The organism is Ensifer sesbaniae (assembly GCF_013283665.1).
GTDB classification, from domain to species: domain Bacteria; phylum Pseudomonadota; class Alphaproteobacteria; order Rhizobiales; family Rhizobiaceae; genus Ensifer; species Ensifer sesbaniae.
Map to the genome: position 1 here is coordinate 1,224,595 of NZ_JABEKU010000001.1, position 17,522 is coordinate 1,242,116.

A 17,522-nucleotide genomic window follows, 5' to 3' on the forward strand; every position below is an offset into this window, starting at 1 on the left:
AAATCTTTTGATAGGCCATGCGGCCGATTGTCGACGTGTCGTTCGCGCCGTTGGTCCGGCCGCTGCGGGCGGCGCGACTTCGAGATTGCAACCTCTACACGATTTCTCTACAAGTTATTTAGGAAGGGCTAACTCTTGCTCGTCTAACGTGAAGTGGGGAAAAGATCGACCAGCGACGTGACCAAACGCGTCGGGAGGGCTGCTTGGCGAAGAACACGTCCCGCAATCCGCGATATGCCGCCATAAACGGCGGCGGCAACGAGGATACACGTCGCCTGATCGATGCCAGCCACCGGCTGGCCGAAGAAGTGGCGCGCATCTTTCCTACCGAACCCGACATCGCCGACCGCCACTACTGGTTGGAAACGATGATCAACCATGTGCCCGACTACATCTATGCCAAGGATGTCGAAGGGCGGTTCCTCATCGCCAACCAGGTGACTGTTGCCGACAACGGGCTGGCGGCGCTGAGTGATATCGTCGGCAAGACCGACTTCGATCTCCATCCGCCGCATATGGCAAAGGCGATCGCCGACATCGAGCGCCGCGTCATCGAGACCGGAGAGCCGATTTTCGGCATCGAGGAACGGGCGATCGTCAGCAAGGGCCGCGACCGCTGGCTGATGACCTCCAAGGTGCCGCTGCGCAACAAGCGCGGCAAGATCGTCGGCGTCGTCGGCGTGTCGCGCGATATCTCCGACCGCAAGGCCGCCGAGCGCTTGCTCGAAGGGCAAGCCCGCCTCCTGGAAATGATCGCCAACGGCCGGCCGCTCGACGAGTTCTTCCGGGACATGATCCTGCTGATCGAGGCGCTGATGCCCGGGATCAAAGGGTCGGTGCTGTTGTTGTCTGCCGATGGCCGCTATCTCTCCCACGGCGCAGCGCCAAGCCTCGACGAGGCCTATTGTGCCACCATCCATGGTGTCGAGATCGGTCCTCGCATGGGTTCCTGCGGTACCGCCGCCTGGCGCGGCGAGCAGGTGATCGTCTCGGATATTCTCGCCGATCCTCTCTGGGACGAATATCGCGAGTTCGTTCGACCCTATGGTTTCCGCTCCTGCTGGTCGACGCCGGTCCATTCGCGCGACCGCAAGGTGCTTGGTACCTTCGCGCTCTATTCCGGCTCGGTTGGTGTTCCCGACGACGGGCAGCGGGAGTTGATCGCGATGGTGGCGCATCTGGCGGGTATCGCCATCGAGCGCAAGCAGGCAGAGGACCGTATCAGTTTCATGGCGCATCATGATGCGCTGACGGGCCTGCCGAACCGGGCGCTGTTCGAGGAACAGGTCGCCGAGGCGCTGGAGGCCCTGCGCGGTACCGGTCAATGGGCGGTGCTCGCCTTCCTCGACCTCGACAATTTCAAGCTGGTCAACGACACGCTCGGCCATGCGGCCGGCGATGAACTGTTGAAGGTCACGGCATCGCGCATGCGTTCGTCGGTGCGCAAGTCCGACATGGTCGTGCGTGTCGGCGGCGACGAATTCATCCTGCTGTTGAACGGCCTTCCCTGCGAGCGTGATGTCGTACTGGCGAGGCTTGAGGATATTCGCCGCGCCATCGCCGCACCGGTGGAGATCGAAGGCCGGAGCTTGCAGGTCACCTGTAGCATGGGCGTCGCCTGCTTTCCCAATCAGGGCAAGACGGTGGGCGAACTGCTCGCCAATGCCGACATGGCGATGTATCGGGCGAAGGAGTTCGGTCGCAACAATCTGCAGGTCTTCACGGAGGAAATGGCTGCCAAGGCGCACGAAAAGCTGCGCCAGCAGGAGGAACTGCGCAGGGCACTGGCGCGTGACGAGTTCTTCCTGCAGTTCCAGCCGCAGATGAACCTTGCGAATGGCCGCGTTTTCGCAGCCGAAGCGCTGCTGCGTTGGCGTCACCCCGATCGGGGCACGGTCTCTCCGGCCGCGTTCATTCCGCTCGCCGAAGAAACCGGGCTGATCGTGCCGATCGGCGACTGGGTGCTGCGTGCCGCCTGCCGCCAGGCCAAGGGCTGGCAGGATGCCGGTCTGCCGCCGCTGATCGTCAGCGTCAACGTTTCGGCGCGCCAGTTCCGCGAGCGCAACTGGGCCGGCCACGTGGCGGCCATCCTTGCCGAAACCGGACTTGAGCCCTGCTGTCTCGAACTGGAACTCACGGAAAGCCTGATCATGCAGGACGTGCCAGGCGCAATCGCCACCATGCACGAACTGCAGGCGATCGGCGTGCACCTGGCAATCGACGATTTCGGTACCGGCTATTCGAGCCTCAGCGCCCTGAAACGCTTTCCGGTGCGCCGCCTGAAGATCGACCGGTCCTTCGTTGCGGACATTCCCGTCGATCTCGACGACAATGCGATCACGGCGGCGATCATCTCGCTCGCCCAAAACCTCGGCCTGCGCGTCATCGCCGAAGGTGTGGAAAACCAGGCCCAGGTCGAGTTTCTGCGCCGGAGCGGTTGCGACGAGATCCAAGGCTATTTCTTCAGCCGGCCACTGGCCGCGCCTGATTTTGAAGCATTGATGCGCCAGCCGCGTTTCAGTGCCCATAGCGTCTAAGTTCCCTCCGCTTCACGCCGCGACGCAAGCTTCGGTCCAGCCGCAAATGCAAGCATCGCCCCCATTTCGAGGGGCTGTGCGTAGTATTTCGTTAAGCAATTTCATGCAGCACTCCTCAGGCCGCACTCAAGCCCTCCAGAGTTCGATGTCCTCTTCAGTTCTCTTCTCCCGCCGTCAGTTTCTCCGCTCGTCCGGATTGGCGCTTGCCTCTGCCGGCCTTGCAGGCTGCACCTCCTCGATGAACACGGATGTCTTCCGCTATGAGACGGCGCCGGTGTTCCGCAATCCCGCGCTCGAGGGACGCTTTACCGATCCGCGCGCCGAAGGCATCTATGAGAGGCAGGATGGCCCGGGGCCGCTGCCGACCGGCCTTCCGCCGCAGGACCTCTACGTCGAGGACATCTATGCCTCCGTGAATGACGGCGGCTATCAGGTGCCGGCCATTCCCTTCCGCCAGATCGACGCGCGTTTCTATCGCCAGGAGGTCAGCGATCCCTTCGGCGAGCAGCCGGGAACGATCGTCGTCGATACCGGCGACCGTTACCTCTATCTGATCCAGCCGGGGGGCAGGGCGCTGCGTTATGGCGTCGGCCTCGGTCGCGAGGGATTCGCCTGGTCGGGCCGCGGCGTCATCCAGTGGAAGCAGAAGTGGCCGCGCTGGACCCCGCCGGACAGCATGGTCGCCCGCCAGCCGCAGCTGAAACCATATTCGGCCAAGAACGGCGGCATGGCGCCGGGTCTCAACAACCCCTTGGGTTCGCGCGCGCTCTACATCTTCCAGAATGGTCAGGACACGCTTTATCGCGTCCACGGGACGCCGGAATGGAAGTCGATCGGCAAGGCCGTTTCGTCCGGCTGCGTGCGAATGCTCAACCAGGATGTCATGGATCTTTACGATCGCGTGCGCGGCAAGGCGCCGATCCTCGTCATCTGAAACCGCTGATGTCGTCGCTCACTGCGTCCCATCGCTCATGCGGTGGATGCCTCCGCTAGTTCCGCTGCGATCAGTCCGCGCTGTGACCGGAATTGAGCTGCCGCGTCAATTGATGCAGCGTTTCCCGGATTTCGCCCGCTTCGTCCAGGCTGCAGCCTGAAGCCTTGCCGATATCCATGAGAATGCCGAAGGCTTCGCGCTTGAGGCCGCGGCCCTTTTCCGTGAGGCGGACGATCACCTGCCGCTCGTCACCCGGATCGCGCTGGCGTGCGACATATCCGGCCACCTCCAGGCGTTTGAGAAGCGGGGACAGCGTTCCGGAATCGAGCCCGATTTCCTCGCCGATGCGCTTTACCGTCATCTCGTCCTGTTGCCACAGCGCGAGCAGAACGAGATATTGTGGATAGGTAAGGCCGAAACGGTCGAGCAACGGCTTGTAGGCGCGGTTGAAAGCATGCGCCGCCGAATAGACGGCGAAGCAGAGTTGCTGGCCGAGCGCCAGCGCTTCCTCGGGGATGGTATCGTTATGTGTCGCCTTGTCAGTCATCGTCGCATCTTCGCAAAAACACGCCAAAAATGCAATTTGCAAAATTAATTTGCGCACAATTGAATTTCGCGCTATCTAATTCGCATCCACTCGGAAACGCAAAGGAGACCCGCCAATGCCTATTCTCTATCGCACCACTGCATCCGCAACCGGTGGCCGTGCTGGCCAGGCCAAGAGCGCTGACGGCGTTCTGGATGTCACCCTCACCGTGCCGAAGGAGCTCGGCGGCGACGGCGCCCGCGGCACCAACCCGGAGCAGCTTTTCGCCGCCGGATACTCGGCCTGCTTCCTCGGCGCGCTGAAGTTCGTTGCCGGCAAGGAGAAGGTAAAGCTTCCGGAGGACACGAAGGTGACGGGAACCGTCGGTATCGGCCCGCGCGACGATGGTACCGGCTTCGGCATCGATGCCGCGCTTGAGATCTCGTCGCCTGGCGTCGACAAGGCGGTTCTCGAAGACCTCGTCCAGAAGGCGCATATCGTTTGCCCCTATAGCCACGCGACCAAGGGCAATATCGACGTCAAGCTGACGGTTGCCTGAGATCTCAATTCCAATAGGAATCCAAAAGCCCGGCGGTTCTTCCGCCGGGCTTTTGTGTTCTCAGGGGCATGATGCTCCCTCCAGCCCCGCTGCAGGAGGCGGCGGCCGCCGCGCCTCAGCGTCGTCGAGGTACCCTTGCCCTCACGGTCGTGGTCAGCGCCGGCTGAGGCTGCCGAGGATGCCGCGCACCAGGGCGCGGCCGACCTGGGTGGCGACGGTGCGGGCGACCGATTTCATTGCGGCTTCGACGACCGTCTCGCGCTGGTAGCCGGAGCTGCGCGGACGCGCCTGCTTGCCGGACGCTTCCGGCTCGTCGTCGCCGAAGCCCGGCAGCGTCCAGCGGCTGCCGCCGGTATTGGCTTCAGTCGTCTGCTGCTCGGCCCGTTCCTGCGCCTCTGCCTGCGCGTCGGCTGCCTTCTTGGCGCGTGCCGCCAGAAGCTCGTAGGCCGACTCGCGGTCGAAGTCTTCGTCGTAGAGGCCACGGACGGGGCTGACGTCCATCACCTTCTGCCGCTCGGCCTCGGTCAGCGGGCCGACGCGCGACTGCGGCGGACGCACGAGCGTGCGCTCGACCATCGAGGGCGCGCCCTTGCCTTCGAGCGTCGAGACCAGCGCCTCGCCGGTGCCGAGATTGGTGATGACGGTGGCGCAATCGAAGTCCGGGTTCGGACGGAAGGTATCGGCGGCCGTCTTCACCGCCTTCTGGTCGCGCGGCGTATAGGCGCGCAGCGCATGCTGGACGCGGTTGCCGAGCTGGCCGAGAACGGTATCCGGCACGTCGAGCGGGTTCTGGGTGACGAAGTAGACGCCGACGCCCTTGGAGCGGATCAGGCGCACGACCTGTTCGACGCGTTCGATCAGCGCCTTCGGCGCGTCGTTGAAGAGCAGATGCGCCTCGTCGAAGAAGAAGACCAGCTTCGGCTTGTCCGGGTCGCCCACTTCCGGCAGCTCTTCGAAGAGCTCCGAAAGCAGCCAGAGCAGGAAAGTCGCGTAAAGCCGCGGGTTCATCATCAGCTTGTCGGCCGCCAGCACCGAGATCGCGCCGCGTCCGTCGTTGGTCGTGCGCATGATGTCGGTGATCTTCAGCGCCGGCTCGCCGAAGAAATGCTCGGCGCCCTGCTGCTCGAGGATCAGTAGCTCGCGCTGGATCGAGCCGACCGAGGCCTTGGAGATGAAGCCGAACTGGTTGGAAAGTGCACTGGCATTGTCGCCCATGTAGTTGAGCAGCGCCTGCAGGTCCTTGAGATCGAGCAGCGGCAGGCCGCCCTGATCGGCGATCTTGAAGGCGATGTTGAGCACGCCTTCCTGCGCGTCGGTCGCATTCATCAGCCGCGACAGCAGCAGCGGTCCCATCTCCGACATGGTGGTGCGGACGCGATGGCCCTTCTCGCCGTAGAGGTCCCAGAAGATGACCGGGAATTCCTGGAACTCGTAGGGGTTCGTCGGCAGGCCGATCTGTTCGGCGCGTTTCAGGATGAAGTCCTTGGGTTCGCCGATGGCGCCGATGCCGGAGAGATCGCCCTTGACGTCCGCACAGAAGACCGGGACACCGGCGTTGGAGAAGCCTTCGGCGAGGACCTGCAGGGTGATCGTCTTGCCGGTGCCGGTAGCGCCGGTGATCAGGCCATGGCGGTTGCCGAATTTGAGTTCCAGATACTCGCCCTTGTTGATCGAATCATCAGGCTTGCGGCTGGTGCCGATAAAGAGCTTGCCTTCTTCCAACATGTGGGCTTCATCTCCGTTTCGTCAATGAAAGCGGGCGGTTCGCGGTTTTTGCCGGCGCCCGTCATCGCTGTGTGGCTCGCTCCTGTTATAGGTGGTGCAGTCACGCCCGGCAACTGGACTGTTCCCGTCCAGGGAACGGGAAAGCGGATGGGTGAACAGTGCTCGGCTCGACGCCTTGCCAAGCCTGCGGCACCGTGAAACCATCGGCTTTTCGCGGGCTGGGCGCCATTGAAAGGGGCCTGCAGATGCCGGCCGAAAGCCGTGAGTTTGTCCGGCGCCGGCAGCCGTCGCCGCTTGTCATTTTCGAAGTGATCATTTACCTTGACGTCAACGTCAAAAACCCAATGAGGGAGTTAAGTCCATGAATGAACTGGTCACGCGCGTCGCGGAAAACGTTGGCATTGAGCCGGCAACGGCCGAAAAGGCTGTCGGCATGATCCTCGGTTTTCTGCAGCGCGAAGCCGCCGACGGCCCGGTTGCCAGGATGATCGAAGCGATCCCGGGCGCATCCGAGCTGATCGCCCAGTACAACGGCGAAGGTTCGGGCGGCGGCGGCCTGCTTGGCGGCCTGATGTCGGCCATCGGCGGCGGCGGCGTCATGGCGCTCGGCCAGCAGCTGATGAGCCAGGGCCTCGGCATGGGCGAGATCACCTCGCTCGCCAAGGAAACCATTGCTTTCGCCAAGGAAAAGGCCGGCGACGAAGTGGTCGACGAAGTCGTCGCCTCGGTTCCGGGCCTCAGCCAGTTCGTCTGATCCGCGGTGTCCTTGCGGGCCGACAAAACACCCGCCGGAGCGATCCGGCGGGTGTTTTGATTCCCGCAGTGCCGGCCTGAGCTGGAACCGATCCTACGGTCGCGCCCGGCTGCTTTCGCTTGCAGATCAAGCAGCCTTGTCCCAGACCGGTGCGAGGCCGTCCGGATTGACGATCCGGCCATCCGGGCGGGCAAGGGCGTTGATCTCCACCATCTCGCCATCGCCGAGCGCGAAGTCGAAGATCGCGAAATTTTCCCTCAGCCGATCGATCGTCGCAGTCTTGGACAGAGCGACCACATCCTTCTGCTGCACCAGCCAGCGCAGGGCCACTTGGGCGGCCGTCTTGCCGTGGCGCTCGCCGATCTCCCTGAGCAGCCGATCGTTCGGGACCTTGCCGTTGGCCATTGCGTAATAGGCGGTGATCGACATGCCGTGCTTGCGTGCGGTTCCGAGCACCGTGGTCTGGTCGAGATAGGGGTGATACTCGACCTGGTTGGTGGCGATCGGCGCATCGCTGAGCTTCACGGCTTCTTCCATCTGCGCCGTGTTGAAGTTGCTGACGCCGATGTGGCGGACCTTGCCGGCCTTCCGCACGTCGTTGAGGGCGCCGATGCGCTCTGCCATCGGTACGTCGCTGCCGCCCGGCCAATGCAAGAGAAGCAGGTCGACATGGTCGGTCCTCAGCTTCTTCAGGCTCTCGTCGACCGAGGCGAGGAAGTCCCGATACGCATAGTTGTCGACCCAGACCTTGGTGGTGAGGAAGATGTCGGCGCGCGAGACGCCAGAGTTATGGATGGCTTCGCCGACCTCGGCCTCGTTGCCGTAGATCTGCGCCGTGTCGACGTGATGGAAGCCGAGCTTGAGTGCTTCCGGCAGCACCCGCAGCACGTCGGCGCCAGGCATGCGGAAGGTGCCGAAGCCGAGCGCTGGAATGTTGGCGCCGTTTGAATTGACGGAATGCATGGTGGGTAACTCCTTGTACTTGACCTGCCGTACTTGGCGAGCGCCCGGCCGCATGGCCGGGCGAGAAAGGAACGATCTATAGGTGGTCCTCGAGGGCGGCGGATCAAGCCGGTTGGTAGGCGGCGCCTGCTCGACGATCAAGAACGCAGCTCAAGAGCGTGAGCATCAGGGCGGCCGCGACGAGCAGGGCACCGATGACCGGCGTCATCCCGAGACCAAGCGGTGAGGCGACGACCACGCCACCGAGCCAGGCGCCGACGGCAATGCCGAGGTTGAAGGCTGCGATGTTGAGCGCCGAGGCGACATCGACGGCACCCGGACGGTACTGCTTGGCAAGCTGCACCACATAGAGCTGCAGGCCCGGCACGTTGGCGAAGGACAGGAAGCCGAGCGCGGCAAGCGTCACCAGCGTCAGCGCCGGCGCGGGAGCGGTGAAAGTAAAGAGCACCAGCACGGCCGCCTGGGCCAGGAACAGGCCGACAAGCGCCTTCACCGGATCGCGGTTGGCGATCTTGCCGCCGGCAATGTTGCCGATGGCGATGGCAACACCATAGAGCACGAGGATCAGGCTGACGGCGCCTTCGGAGAAGCCGGTGATGTCCTGCAGGATCGGCGCGAGGAAAGTGAAGGCGACGAATGTGCCGCCGTAGCCGAGCGCGGTCATGGCAAAGACGATCAGCAGGCGGCCGGAACCGAGCACACGCACCTGGTCGATGAGCTTGGCCGGTGGCGCCTTGGAGAGCGTGTTCGGCAGCAGGGCAACGATCGCGGTGAGTGCGATGACGCCGAGACCGGTCACGGCCCAGAAGGTGGCGCGCCAGCCGAAGGTCTGGCCGATCCAGGTACCGAGCGGCACGCCGGTGACGATCGCGACCGTGAGGCCCATGAACATCATGGCAATGGCCGAGGCGCGGCGATCCTCCGGGACGAGGTCGGCGGCGATGGTCGAGCCGACCGAGAAGAATACGCCATGGGCAAAGGCGGAAATGACCCGTGCGACGAGCAGGGGCTCATAGCTGGGGGACAGTGCGGCGGCGGCGTTGCCGACGATGAACAGCGCCATGAGGCCGATCAGAAGCGGCTTGCGCTCGATCCGGCCGGTGAGCGCCGTCAGCACCGGCGCGCCGAAGGTGACGCCAAGCGCATAGACGCTGACGATCAGGCCGGCGAGCGGCAGAGTGACATTGAGGTCGGTGGCGACTGTCGGCAGCAGGCCGACGATCACGAATTCCGTTGTTCCGATCGCATAGGCCGCGATCGTCAGTGCAAGGATAGCAATGGGCACGACGAGACCTTTCCCACCCGGCTGGGAGGGGCCGGGCGCGTTGGTTGTTGATGAAATCGAAGCGGAATATGAGCCTTTGCACTCCGCAAGATAATAAGCATAATCGGACAAAGGACTGTGAATTCATTTCAAAGGTAACGACCCATGGACAATCGGGCGGGTGAGATGGAGGTCTTCGTTGCCGTTTCGGAGACCCGCAGCTTCTCGGCCGCCGCGCGGCGCCTGAAGCTGTCGCCGTCTGCAATCAGCAAACTGGTGACGCGGATCGAGGACCGGCTCGGCACACGGCTTCTCGTGCGCTCGACCAGGACGCTGCAACTGACGCCGGAGGGGGAGGTCTACCTCCAGCGAGCGCAGCGAATCCTGACCGAGATCGTCGAAACCGAACAGCTCGTCGCCGCCGGCGGCCGCATGACACCGCGGGGGCTTTTGCGAGTGAATGCCGCCGTCGGCTTCGGCGAGCGCTACATCATGCCGCTCGCGCCGGAGTTCCTCGCCCGCTACCCGGAGGTGCGGCTGGACCTGACCTTGACCGACAGCATGATCGACGTGGTCGGCGAGAGGGCAGACGTGGCGATCCGCACCGGTCCGTTGCGTGATTCATCGCTGAAGGCACGCAAGCTCATGGAAAGCCGCCCGGTGGTGATCGCATCGCCCGCCTATCTGGGAAGGCACGGGACACCGCAAACGCCGGATGAACTCGACGGCCACAATTGCATCCGCTTCAACTTCCGTCGCAGCGTCGACGAATGGGCATTCCGCATGCCCGGGCAGCCGGCCGCGGAGCTGCGCTCGGTCTTCGGCAACATGCAGGTCTCGAGCGGTTCGATCGTCCGCCAGCTTTGCCTTGCCGGCATCGGCATTGGCCGTATCGGCCGCTTCCACGTCGAGCCGGATTTCAAGGCCGGAACGCTCGTACCGTTGCTCGAGGATTATCAGTCGGGCGAGATCGAGACGGTCTACGCCGTCTATGCCGGCCATGAGCATCTCGCCGCGCGCATCCGCGCCTTCATCGATTTTCTGGTCGAACACATGTAGCGTCGGCCGGCGCTATGCCCTCACCGCGACGATGAAAAGTCTCGGGAAGCGCAGAAGGACCTTGCCGTCGCTCATCGCCGGATAGGCAGCGCGGATCCGGTCCGTGTAGTCGGCAACGAAGGCGTCACGTTTGTCTTCCGGCACGGCGTCGAGATAGGGGCGCAGGCCCGTACCTTTCACCCATTCGACGATCGCTTCTGCATTGGCGAGCCGATGGTAGTAGATCGTGTGCCAGACCTCGATGCCGGCCGCCTGTGGCGCCAGGCATTCGACATAGGTTGCCGGGCTCGGCATGGGATTGCGGCGGATGGTTTTGCCGGCAAAGACGTCGGTGAAAGCCGGGCTGCGAGCCGTCTCCTCCATCAGCAAATGGCTCGGCTCTCCAAGGTTGTCCGGCATCTGGACCGCAAGCGTGCCGCCCGATGCGAGTGCCGCCATCAGTCTTTCGAAGATCGTCAGGTGGTTCGGAAGCCATTGGAAGACAGCGTTGCCGTAAAACAGCGCCGCGCCGGCAGGCGGAACCCAGTTTGCGAGATCCGCCTTCTCGAAGGTGACGCCGGGCAGCCGCTTCGCCGCCGCAACGAGCATGTTCTCGTCGCTATCGAGGCCTGAAAGCGTGGCCTCGGGAAACCGGTCGCGGATGAGTTCGGTGGAGTTGCCCGGGCCGCAGCCGAGGTCGAAGGCGACCCCATCGGGCAGGTCTGGCACTTGGGCAAGAAGGTCTCTGGCTGGCCGGGTGCGTTCGTCTTCGAACTTCAGATACAGCGCAGGCGACCAGGCCATCAGGAGATCCTTCAGATACCGAACTGCAGACTTTCGAGAGAGGGCAGGATCAGCGCCGGCCCGTGATCACGATACTCGTCCGGCATGTCAGCTCGGTTGATCCATACGGTGCGGAAGCCGAATTTCGTCGCCCCGGCAATGTCCCAGCGGTTCGACGACTGGAAGGAGACGGCATGCGGGTAGAGCCGGTACCCGGTTGTGACGATGTCGTAGACGGCAGGCGCAGTCTTGAAGGCCTTCACCGCGTCGACGGAAAAGACGTCGTCGATGATGATGTCGAGCGCCGCGTTGCGGACCGCAGAGGCAAGCATGGCCGGCGAGCCGTTGGAGAGGATGGCGATGCGCGCGCCGCGCTCCTTGAGCCCTTTCAGAACCGCCGGCACTTCCGGATAGCAATCGAGCGCCCAATAGGCGTCGAGCAGCCGCTTGCGAAGTTTCGGGTCGGCGGAGGGAAACCGTGCGAAGGCGTAGTCGAGCGACTGTTCGGTCAGTTGCCAGAAGTCCTGATAGCTGCCCATCAGCGAGCGCACCCAGGAATATTCGAGCTGTTTGGCGCGCCAGAGTTCGGAAAAAGCCTGCCCGTCCGGCCCGATTTCCTCAGCGTGGCGCCTGACGGCCGCATGCACGTCAAAGAGCGTGCCGTAGGCGTCAAACACATAGGCCGCGTGGGACATCTTTTCCTCCCGTCATTTGTCTTCGGCATTGGCGGGACAAGGTCGAATCGCCCCGTCAAAGCCCATCCGAAAACAAAGGCTTACAGCATCATGCCTGATCAGGCAGCCAACTGTCACCGTTCTTTCGTGGGATCATGTCAAATCTTTGTGCAGTGCACAACGGCCGGCGGGACGGTTGCAGAGTTCTCGCATCAGCTTTTGCCCGGCTTCCAGACTTTCGCCGGGAAGCGCAGCGCCTGCTTGGCGAGCTTGCCCTTGAGGCCGAGCGCCGTGTCGCAGAGATTGACCACATGCCGGTTCGGCTTGGCCTCCGGCCGCAGCGCATGGAGCGCGGCCGCGGCGTCTTCCGGCGGCATGTAGCGCGCCAGGATGCCGAGGGTGAGCGCGGTCGCGCGGCCGATCCCCCTCAGGCAGTGGACGAGCAGATGCGCGTCTTCGGGCAGGCGGTCGACAAAGGCGAAGGCAGCCTCGATCGCCTCCGGACGGGCCGCATCCGGTTCGTCCGGATCGGTGCTGTCGCCAAAAAAGAGTTCCAGGTGCCGCTCCGGCGGCAGCTCGATCATCGAGAGCAACCGGCTGCCGGGGGCGCGGATCGAGATCAGGTGCGTCGGCGCCCAGAGCGCCCGGTTGTGCCGCGCTTCTGTTTGCGAACTGACGATCGCCCGCACCGGCCAGCCAGATGGATGCGCCGGATTGGCCTCGAGAACGGGATGGTAGAGTTCATCCCCGGTGACGGCTGCCGCAAGCGCCATGACAGGACCTCGCTGTGATTCTTCCGAGCGGATTTTGCCCTGAAATCGGTCGCGGCTTAAGGGCAAAATCATGGGATAGGCGAAAAGCTGCGGGCAGGTGTCAGCCCGAATGGATATAGCGCCGCGACCAGTGGGACGGCACGAGAACGGTGGCAAGCGCGAGCCCGGTGCTGAGCGCAAAGGACGCCCACAGCGAGGCCGCGCCGAAGTGGTGCTGCAGCAGAGCGCCGGCTACCGCACCCGAGAACATGCCGAGCCACGGCACGATCTGCACGAACCATTGACGGTTTTTGTTGCCGAGCAGCCAGCGGCCGAGACCCCGCCCGAAGCGGGAAAGTGCCCCGGTGACATAAGTGAGCCCGATCGGCAGCCCCTCGATATGTTCGACCGCCGCGTTGACCAGGCCCATGGAGAGCACGACGCCGTAGAAGTAGAAGGGGCGCGGCATAAGGGACCCAAAACCGGCGCAGAGCATCAGCACGAGACTGACCGTCGAGAGAACGCCGACGACACCGAGGCGCGCGGCTACGATCACGCCAAGCGCGTTACCGATGATGAACGCTCCGAGCGCGCCGACGAGCTGCAGCGCACCGGTGAAATCCCCTTCACCGAGTGCGATCGCCGCCCGGGTCGTGTTGCCGCTCATGAAGGACACGAAATCGCCGATGCTCAAGAGCCCGATTGCGTCGGTCATGCCGGCGAGGAACGAGATCGTCGCAGCAATGGCCAGCGCCGTGCCGGTGCGCTGCCGCTTGATCAATCTTCGTCGTCTCGCAATGGTCATCTGCCTTGCCCTCTGTCGGGAACGAGGTTTAGCCCATGCAGCAGGTGAGTCGAAATGGGTGTGTTCGGCGTTCTTGCGTCGACCGTTCCGATCCTGCTGTCCATGTCCGCATTAAAACCGCGTGATGACGCTGATGCCGAGGTCGGTCGCACGATCCATGCCAGTCAGCGCAGGGATCGCCTCCGCAAGCGAGATCTCCCGGCCGATCAGCTGTTGCGGCTTCAGCTTGCCGTCGGCGATCATCGCCAGCATGGCGTCGTAGCGCCAGGCCTGCATGCCGTGGCTGCCGTAGATCTCGAGCTCGTGGCCGATCACCTGAGCCATCGGGATCTGCGGCGTTGCCTGGTCGCCGAGCATGAGGCCGACCTGGACGTGGCGCCCGCGGCGGCGCAGGTTCTTGATCGAGTTGAAGCAGGTCACCGGATTGCCGAGGGCGTCGATGGAGACGTGCGCGCCGCCGCCGGTAATATCCTTGACGGCCGCCGCGACGTCCTCGACCTCGCGGCCGTTGATCGTCGCGACCGCGCCGATTTTTTTGGCGAAGGCAAGCTTGTCCTCGGCGATGTCGATCGCAATCGGCTGGGCGCCGAGGGCGGCCGCGATCATGATCGCCGACAGGCCGACGCCGCCGCAGCCATGCACGGCCACCCATTCGCCGCCCTTGACCTTGGCCTGGTCGGCGACGGCGCGGAACGAGGTGGCGAAGCGGCAGCCGAGGCTCGCGGCCGTGGTGAAGTCCATGCTTTCGGGCAGGTGCACGAGGTTCTGGTCGGCAAAGTCGAGCGCGACATATTCGGCGAAGGACCCCCAATGGGTGAAGCCCGGCTGGAACTGCGCCTCGCAGACCTGCTGGTTGCCCGAGCGGCACTCGCCGCAGCGGCCGCAGCCGGAAACGAAGGGCACGGTGACCCGGTCGCCGACCTTGTAGCGCATCACGCCGCGGCCGGCAGCGGTGACCACGCCTGCCAGTTCGTGGCCCGGCACGTGCGGCAGCCGGATATCGGCGTCATGGCCCATCCATCCGTGCCAATCGGACCGGCAAAGCCCCGTCGCCTCGACCTTGATGACCACGCCATTTTCCGTCGGAGTCGGATCGGGAAGCGTGCGGATTTCCGGCGTCTTCTCGAACGCGTCGTAATACATGGCTTTCATCGGGGCACTCCTTGCGATGTCTGAACAGATGCGGCGCGACCATCGATGTGGCGGGCCATCAGGATTTCGTCGACTTCTGCGTCTCCGTCGAGCAACCCGCCCGGAACGCGCCCGATTGTTCGGAACCCTTCGCGTTCGTAGAATCGGATCGCGGTCTCGTTGTCGGCGCGGGCGACGAGCTCCAGCATCCGGATACCGGCCGAGCGGGCATGCTCGGTCAGATGCGCGAGAAGTTGGTGCGCTACGCCGGACCCTCGTGCTTCGTCGCGCACATAGACCATGATGATCGTGGCCCGGTGCGCCAGCCGGCTCGCGCGCTCCCGCATCAGGCCCATGATGCCGAGCGGCTCGTCCCCGTCGAGCGCGACGAAGACGGCGTTGGCGGTCAATCTCGCCTGCCATTCCGCCGTCGAAAGCCGCGCCCAGTCCGCCGCTGTCGAAGCGAAGGCCTGGGGCTCGCGGGTGAGCGCCTCCAGCCTTATACGGCGGAAGAGGTGGACGTCGTCCTCTTCGAGATGCTTGATACGCATGGCTTTCCCTTCCTTTGCGCAAGAGACTAAGCGAGACGCCGTCCCGGTGCCAGAATGGCCGCCATGACATTTTTTGATATACCCATTCACCCCGATGCTGCTTTTTTGGGCTATGCGGAACGAACGGAACAAGGAAAGTGAAGGAGACGCCGATGGCCGTCGATACATCCCCCCGCTCAGTGACCTGGACCTATGTCGATGGTGAATGGCTCTCGGGCAACCCGCCGCTGATCGGCCCGACCTCGCACGCGATGTGGCTGGGTTCGACGGTATTCGACGGCGCCCGCGTCTTCGACGGCGTCGCGCCCGACCTTGATCTGCATTGCCAGCGCGTCAATCGCTCGGCGACCGCACTTGGCCTGAAGCCGACCATGGCGGCCGAAGAGATCGAGGCGCTGACCTGGGAAGGCGCCAAGAAATTCGATGGCAAGACCGCGCTTTACGTCAAGCCGATGTACTGGGCCGAACACGGCGCCGCCGGCGTCGTTGCCATCGATCCGGAATCGACCCGTTTCGCGCTTTGCCTGTTCGAAGCGCCGATGGGCAACGGTCATGGCGGCTCGTCGCTGACGCTCTCGCCCTTCCGCCGACCGACGCTGGAATCGATGCCGACCGACGCCAAGGCCGGCTGCCTCTATCCGAACAATGCGCGAATCCTGACCGAGGCCCGTTCGCGCGGCTTCGACAACGCGCTCGTGCGCGACATGCTGGGCAACATCGCCGAGACCGGCTCTTCCAACGTCTTCCTGGTCAAGGACGGTGTCGTCTTCACGCCGGCCGCCAACCGCACCTTCCTCGCCGGCATCACCCGCTTCCGCGTCATGACGCTGCTGCGTGAAGCCGGTTTCGACGTGGTCGAGGCAACGTTGACCATGGCCGATTTCGAAGCGGCCGACGAGATCTTCACGTCCGGCAACTATTCCAAGGTGCTGCCGGTGACACGCCTCGAAAGCCGCGACCTGCAGGCGGGCCCGATCGCCGCCAAGGCGCGCGATCTCTACATGGATTGGGCGCACGCGGCGCGCGACGTCTGAAACAATCCGAAGGTCCCGGCACCGAGCGCGAGGTCTGCCGCGCTCGGACGGTATACACCCGGAGTGCGTTCCCGGTCGCTTGCTTTCCCGCCATCAGCGAGAGAGGGAAGCGCGCGACGTGACTGCGGCGCGCTTATGGATCAGATAGGCCTGCACTGAAATACCCGACAGGAAGATCAGCAGCCAGACGAGCAACGTCGTTTGCACGATCGGCGATTCCGGTCCACTTGCGAGCGGCTGCGAGGCCGGCAGACGTTTCAGCGTTTCGGCGACCGCCGGCACAATCAGCAGGAAGTAAGTGAAGGAGAGGCCGATCGTCGTGAGATACGGTTTGAGGCGGCCGAAGAAGTCGACGCGCGCAGCGGCAAGGCTTCCGGCGATCACGAGCAGCGTGACGATGCCAAGCGCATGCCCTGCATTGAAGCCGCCGGTGCTCGACAGCCCCGCCGTTGTCAGCACGGCGAGAACGAGAGTGGCGAGATAAATCTTGCCAGAGCGCGTCGCAGGATCGATCGCGCCATAGCGGGCGAAGCCGTAAAGCCCCGCGATGACGGGCGCCAGGCTGATTGCCGTATGTATGATGCCGAGGGTGGATAGCGGATTTGCCATGATCTTGCTCCTTCCATGTGACCGACCGACTAGTTGGTCGACTCAATTGCAAAAAAGAGATGCGCTTGCTTTATGCCGGCGCATCGGGGGCCTTCACGCTGAACCTATACCAGCGACAGGCTACCTGGCGTTACCGTGGGAACAGCCCTCGCGAAGTCTGCGTCGTCATTGTTGCGGCTTTGTGACGTCGCAACAACGCGGGCGAAGCCGTCATCACAGTGGCTTGGTGGTCAGAAGCTGATTCATTGCGCGACGGGCGATAGCGGAAAATACGCTTGGATCGGAGCCGGCGACGCGCGCGGCCAGCATGGCGCCGTGGACCGAGGCAATCAAGGAGTCGGCCGCCACTGCCGATCCATGTTCAGCCCTAAGCACGCCTTTGGCGACGCCGTCGTCGATCACTGCGCGGAGCCAGCCGGCGAGATCGGCGAAATGGCCACGCACCTGCTGAACGACGATTTCCGGCAATGACGGGATCTCGGAGGCGAGCAACGCGCCGATACAGAACGGCATGTCCTGCCGGCGAATGCAGTCCTCCCAAAAGCCGATATAGGCGTCAAGCCGCGCCGCCGGATCGGCGACAGCCGCCAGCAGCCCTTCGACGTGGCGGCGATTGTTCTTGCGGTAACGCGCAAGCACCGCCGCCGCCAGATCCGCCTTGGTCGCGAAGTGATGATGGATCGTTGCTTTGCCAACCCCCACTTCGGGCGCAATGTCCGCATAGCTGAATGCGTTGTAGCCCCTCGACACCATCAGGCGTTCCGCGACATCCAGGATCTTTTCGTAGGTCTCGCTCACCATGGCGAAAGCTCTACCAACTGGTCGGTTGGAGCTCAAGCGATAAGCGGGGCCCGAGCGTAGGGGCGGCGCAAGACGTTCGAGC

18 protein-coding genes are annotated in these 17,522 nt (G+C 63.8%); 6 read left to right on the plus strand and 12 right to left on the minus strand.

Annotated elements, in window-relative coordinates; genetic code table 11:
• Positions 1 to 203: 203 nt before the first annotated feature.
• Both BHMPCIPO_RS05895 and BHMPCIPO_RS05900 read left to right on the plus strand, forming a co-directional pair.
• Complete coding sequence (locus tag BHMPCIPO_RS05895; RefSeq protein ID WP_173515895.1) at positions 204 to 2,537, plus strand: putative bifunctional diguanylate cyclase/phosphodiesterase; 2,334 nt, start codon at positions 204 to 206, stop codon at positions 2,535 to 2,537.
• Between the two features lie 145 nt (positions 2,538 to 2,682).
• The gene (locus tag BHMPCIPO_RS05900) at positions 2,683 to 3,471 is read left to right on the plus strand and encodes a L,D-transpeptidase family protein (protein ID WP_173515896.1); all 789 of its coding nucleotides are present in this window, start codon (positions 2,683 to 2,685) and stop codon (positions 3,469 to 3,471) included.
• 70 nt (positions 3,472 to 3,541) lie between these two features.
• Here BHMPCIPO_RS05900 and BHMPCIPO_RS05905 read toward each other — a convergent pair whose 3' ends face one another.
• Positions 3,542 to 4,018: a MarR family winged helix-turn-helix transcriptional regulator gene (locus BHMPCIPO_RS05905; RefSeq protein WP_173515897.1), complete on the minus strand. Its 477-nt coding sequence runs from the start codon at positions 4,016 to 4,018 to the stop codon at positions 3,542 to 3,544.
• 115 nt (positions 4,019 to 4,133) lie between these two features.
• Here BHMPCIPO_RS05905 and BHMPCIPO_RS05910 point away from each other — a divergent pair, with 115 nt between their 5' ends.
• Complete coding sequence (locus BHMPCIPO_RS05910; protein ID WP_173515898.1) at positions 4,134 to 4,556, plus strand: organic hydroperoxide resistance protein; 423 nt, start codon at positions 4,134 to 4,136, stop codon at positions 4,554 to 4,556.
• A gap of 153 nt (positions 4,557 to 4,709) precedes the next feature.
• On the opposite strand, the gene BHMPCIPO_RS05915 is transcribed toward BHMPCIPO_RS05910, so the two are convergent.
• On the minus strand, positions 4,710 to 6,281 hold the full coding sequence (locus BHMPCIPO_RS05915) for a helicase HerA-like C-terminal domain-containing protein (protein ID WP_173515899.1): 1,572 nt from the start codon (positions 6,279 to 6,281) through the stop codon (positions 4,710 to 4,712).
• 361 nt (positions 6,282 to 6,642) lie between these two features.
• Between BHMPCIPO_RS05915 and BHMPCIPO_RS05920 the strand changes: the two genes are divergently transcribed.
• Positions 6,643 to 7,035 carry a DUF2780 domain-containing protein gene (locus BHMPCIPO_RS05920; RefSeq protein ID WP_173515900.1) on the plus strand — a complete coding sequence of 131 codons (393 nt, stop codon included), beginning with the start codon at positions 6,643 to 6,645 and terminating at the stop codon, positions 7,033 to 7,035.
• A 126-nt stretch (positions 7,036 to 7,161) separates the two neighbouring features.
• Here the strand turns inward: BHMPCIPO_RS05920 and BHMPCIPO_RS05925 are convergent, their stop codons facing one another.
• Together BHMPCIPO_RS05925 and BHMPCIPO_RS05930 are read right to left on the minus strand one after the other, a co-directional pair.
• Positions 7,162 to 7,998: an aldo/keto reductase gene (locus tag BHMPCIPO_RS05925; protein WP_173515901.1), complete on the minus strand. Its 837-nt coding sequence runs from the start codon at positions 7,996 to 7,998 to the stop codon at positions 7,162 to 7,164.
• Positions 7,999 to 8,101: 103 nt separating this feature from the next.
• Positions 8,102 to 9,283: an MFS transporter gene (locus BHMPCIPO_RS05930; RefSeq protein WP_173515902.1), complete on the minus strand. Its 1,182-nt coding sequence runs from the start codon at positions 9,281 to 9,283 to the stop codon at positions 8,102 to 8,104.
• Positions 9,284 to 9,427: 144 nt separating this feature from the next.
• Here BHMPCIPO_RS05930 and BHMPCIPO_RS05935 point away from each other — a divergent pair, with 144 nt between their 5' ends.
• The gene (locus BHMPCIPO_RS05935; protein WP_173515903.1) at positions 9,428 to 10,321 is read left to right on the plus strand and encodes a LysR family transcriptional regulator; all 894 of its coding nucleotides are present in this window, start codon (positions 9,428 to 9,430) and stop codon (positions 10,319 to 10,321) included.
• Between the two features lie 12 nt (positions 10,322 to 10,333).
• On the opposite strand, the gene tam is transcribed toward BHMPCIPO_RS05935, so the two are convergent.
• The 6 genes from tam to BHMPCIPO_RS05965 all read right to left on the minus strand — a co-directional run bounded on the left by tam (position 10,334) and on the right by BHMPCIPO_RS05965 (position 14,996).
• A complete protein-coding gene (tam, locus tag BHMPCIPO_RS05940; protein ID WP_173515904.1) occupies positions 10,334 to 11,104 on the minus strand; it encodes a trans-aconitate 2-methyltransferase in 771 nt (256 codons plus the stop codon).
• An 11-nt stretch (positions 11,105 to 11,115) separates the two neighbouring features.
• Entirely contained in the window at positions 11,116 to 11,778 is a 663-nt protein-coding gene (locus BHMPCIPO_RS05945) for a haloacid dehalogenase type II (RefSeq protein ID WP_173515905.1), read from the minus strand.
• Between the two features lie 191 nt (positions 11,779 to 11,969).
• On the minus strand, positions 11,970 to 12,530 hold the full coding sequence (locus BHMPCIPO_RS05950; RefSeq protein ID WP_173515906.1) for a phosphatase: 561 nt from the start codon (positions 12,528 to 12,530) through the stop codon (positions 11,970 to 11,972).
• Positions 12,531 to 12,630: 100 nt separating this feature from the next.
• Positions 12,631 to 13,314 carry a YoaK family protein gene (locus tag BHMPCIPO_RS05955; RefSeq protein WP_173515907.1) on the minus strand — a complete coding sequence of 228 codons (684 nt, stop codon included), beginning with the start codon at positions 13,312 to 13,314 and terminating at the stop codon, positions 12,631 to 12,633.
• Positions 13,315 to 13,425: 111 nt separating this feature from the next.
• Complete coding sequence (locus BHMPCIPO_RS05960) at positions 13,426 to 14,466, minus strand: zinc-dependent alcohol dehydrogenase family protein (protein ID WP_173515908.1); 1,041 nt, start codon at positions 14,464 to 14,466, stop codon at positions 13,426 to 13,428.
• A complete protein-coding gene (locus BHMPCIPO_RS05965; protein ID WP_173515909.1) occupies positions 14,463 to 14,996 on the minus strand; it encodes a GNAT family N-acetyltransferase in 534 nt (177 codons plus the stop codon). Before BHMPCIPO_RS05965 ends, BHMPCIPO_RS05960 begins: the two co-directional genes overlap by 4 nt.
• Positions 14,997 to 15,148: 152 nt before the next feature.
• On the opposite strand from BHMPCIPO_RS05965, the gene BHMPCIPO_RS05970 reads away from it, so the two are divergent.
• Complete coding sequence (locus BHMPCIPO_RS05970) at positions 15,149 to 16,030, plus strand: branched-chain amino acid aminotransferase (RefSeq protein WP_173515910.1); 882 nt, start codon at positions 15,149 to 15,151, stop codon at positions 16,028 to 16,030.
• Between the two features lie 93 nt (positions 16,031 to 16,123).
• Here the strand turns inward: BHMPCIPO_RS05970 and BHMPCIPO_RS05975 are convergent, their stop codons facing one another.
• Positions 16,124 to 16,639 carry a hypothetical protein gene (locus tag BHMPCIPO_RS05975; protein WP_173515911.1) on the minus strand — a complete coding sequence of 172 codons (516 nt, stop codon included), beginning with the start codon at positions 16,637 to 16,639 and terminating at the stop codon, positions 16,124 to 16,126.
• 213 nt (positions 16,640 to 16,852) lie between these two features.
• The gene (locus BHMPCIPO_RS05980; RefSeq protein WP_173515912.1) at positions 16,853 to 17,440 is read right to left on the minus strand and encodes a TetR/AcrR family transcriptional regulator; all 588 of its coding nucleotides are present in this window, start codon (positions 17,438 to 17,440) and stop codon (positions 16,853 to 16,855) included.
• Positions 17,441 to 17,522 lie beyond the last annotated feature (82 nt).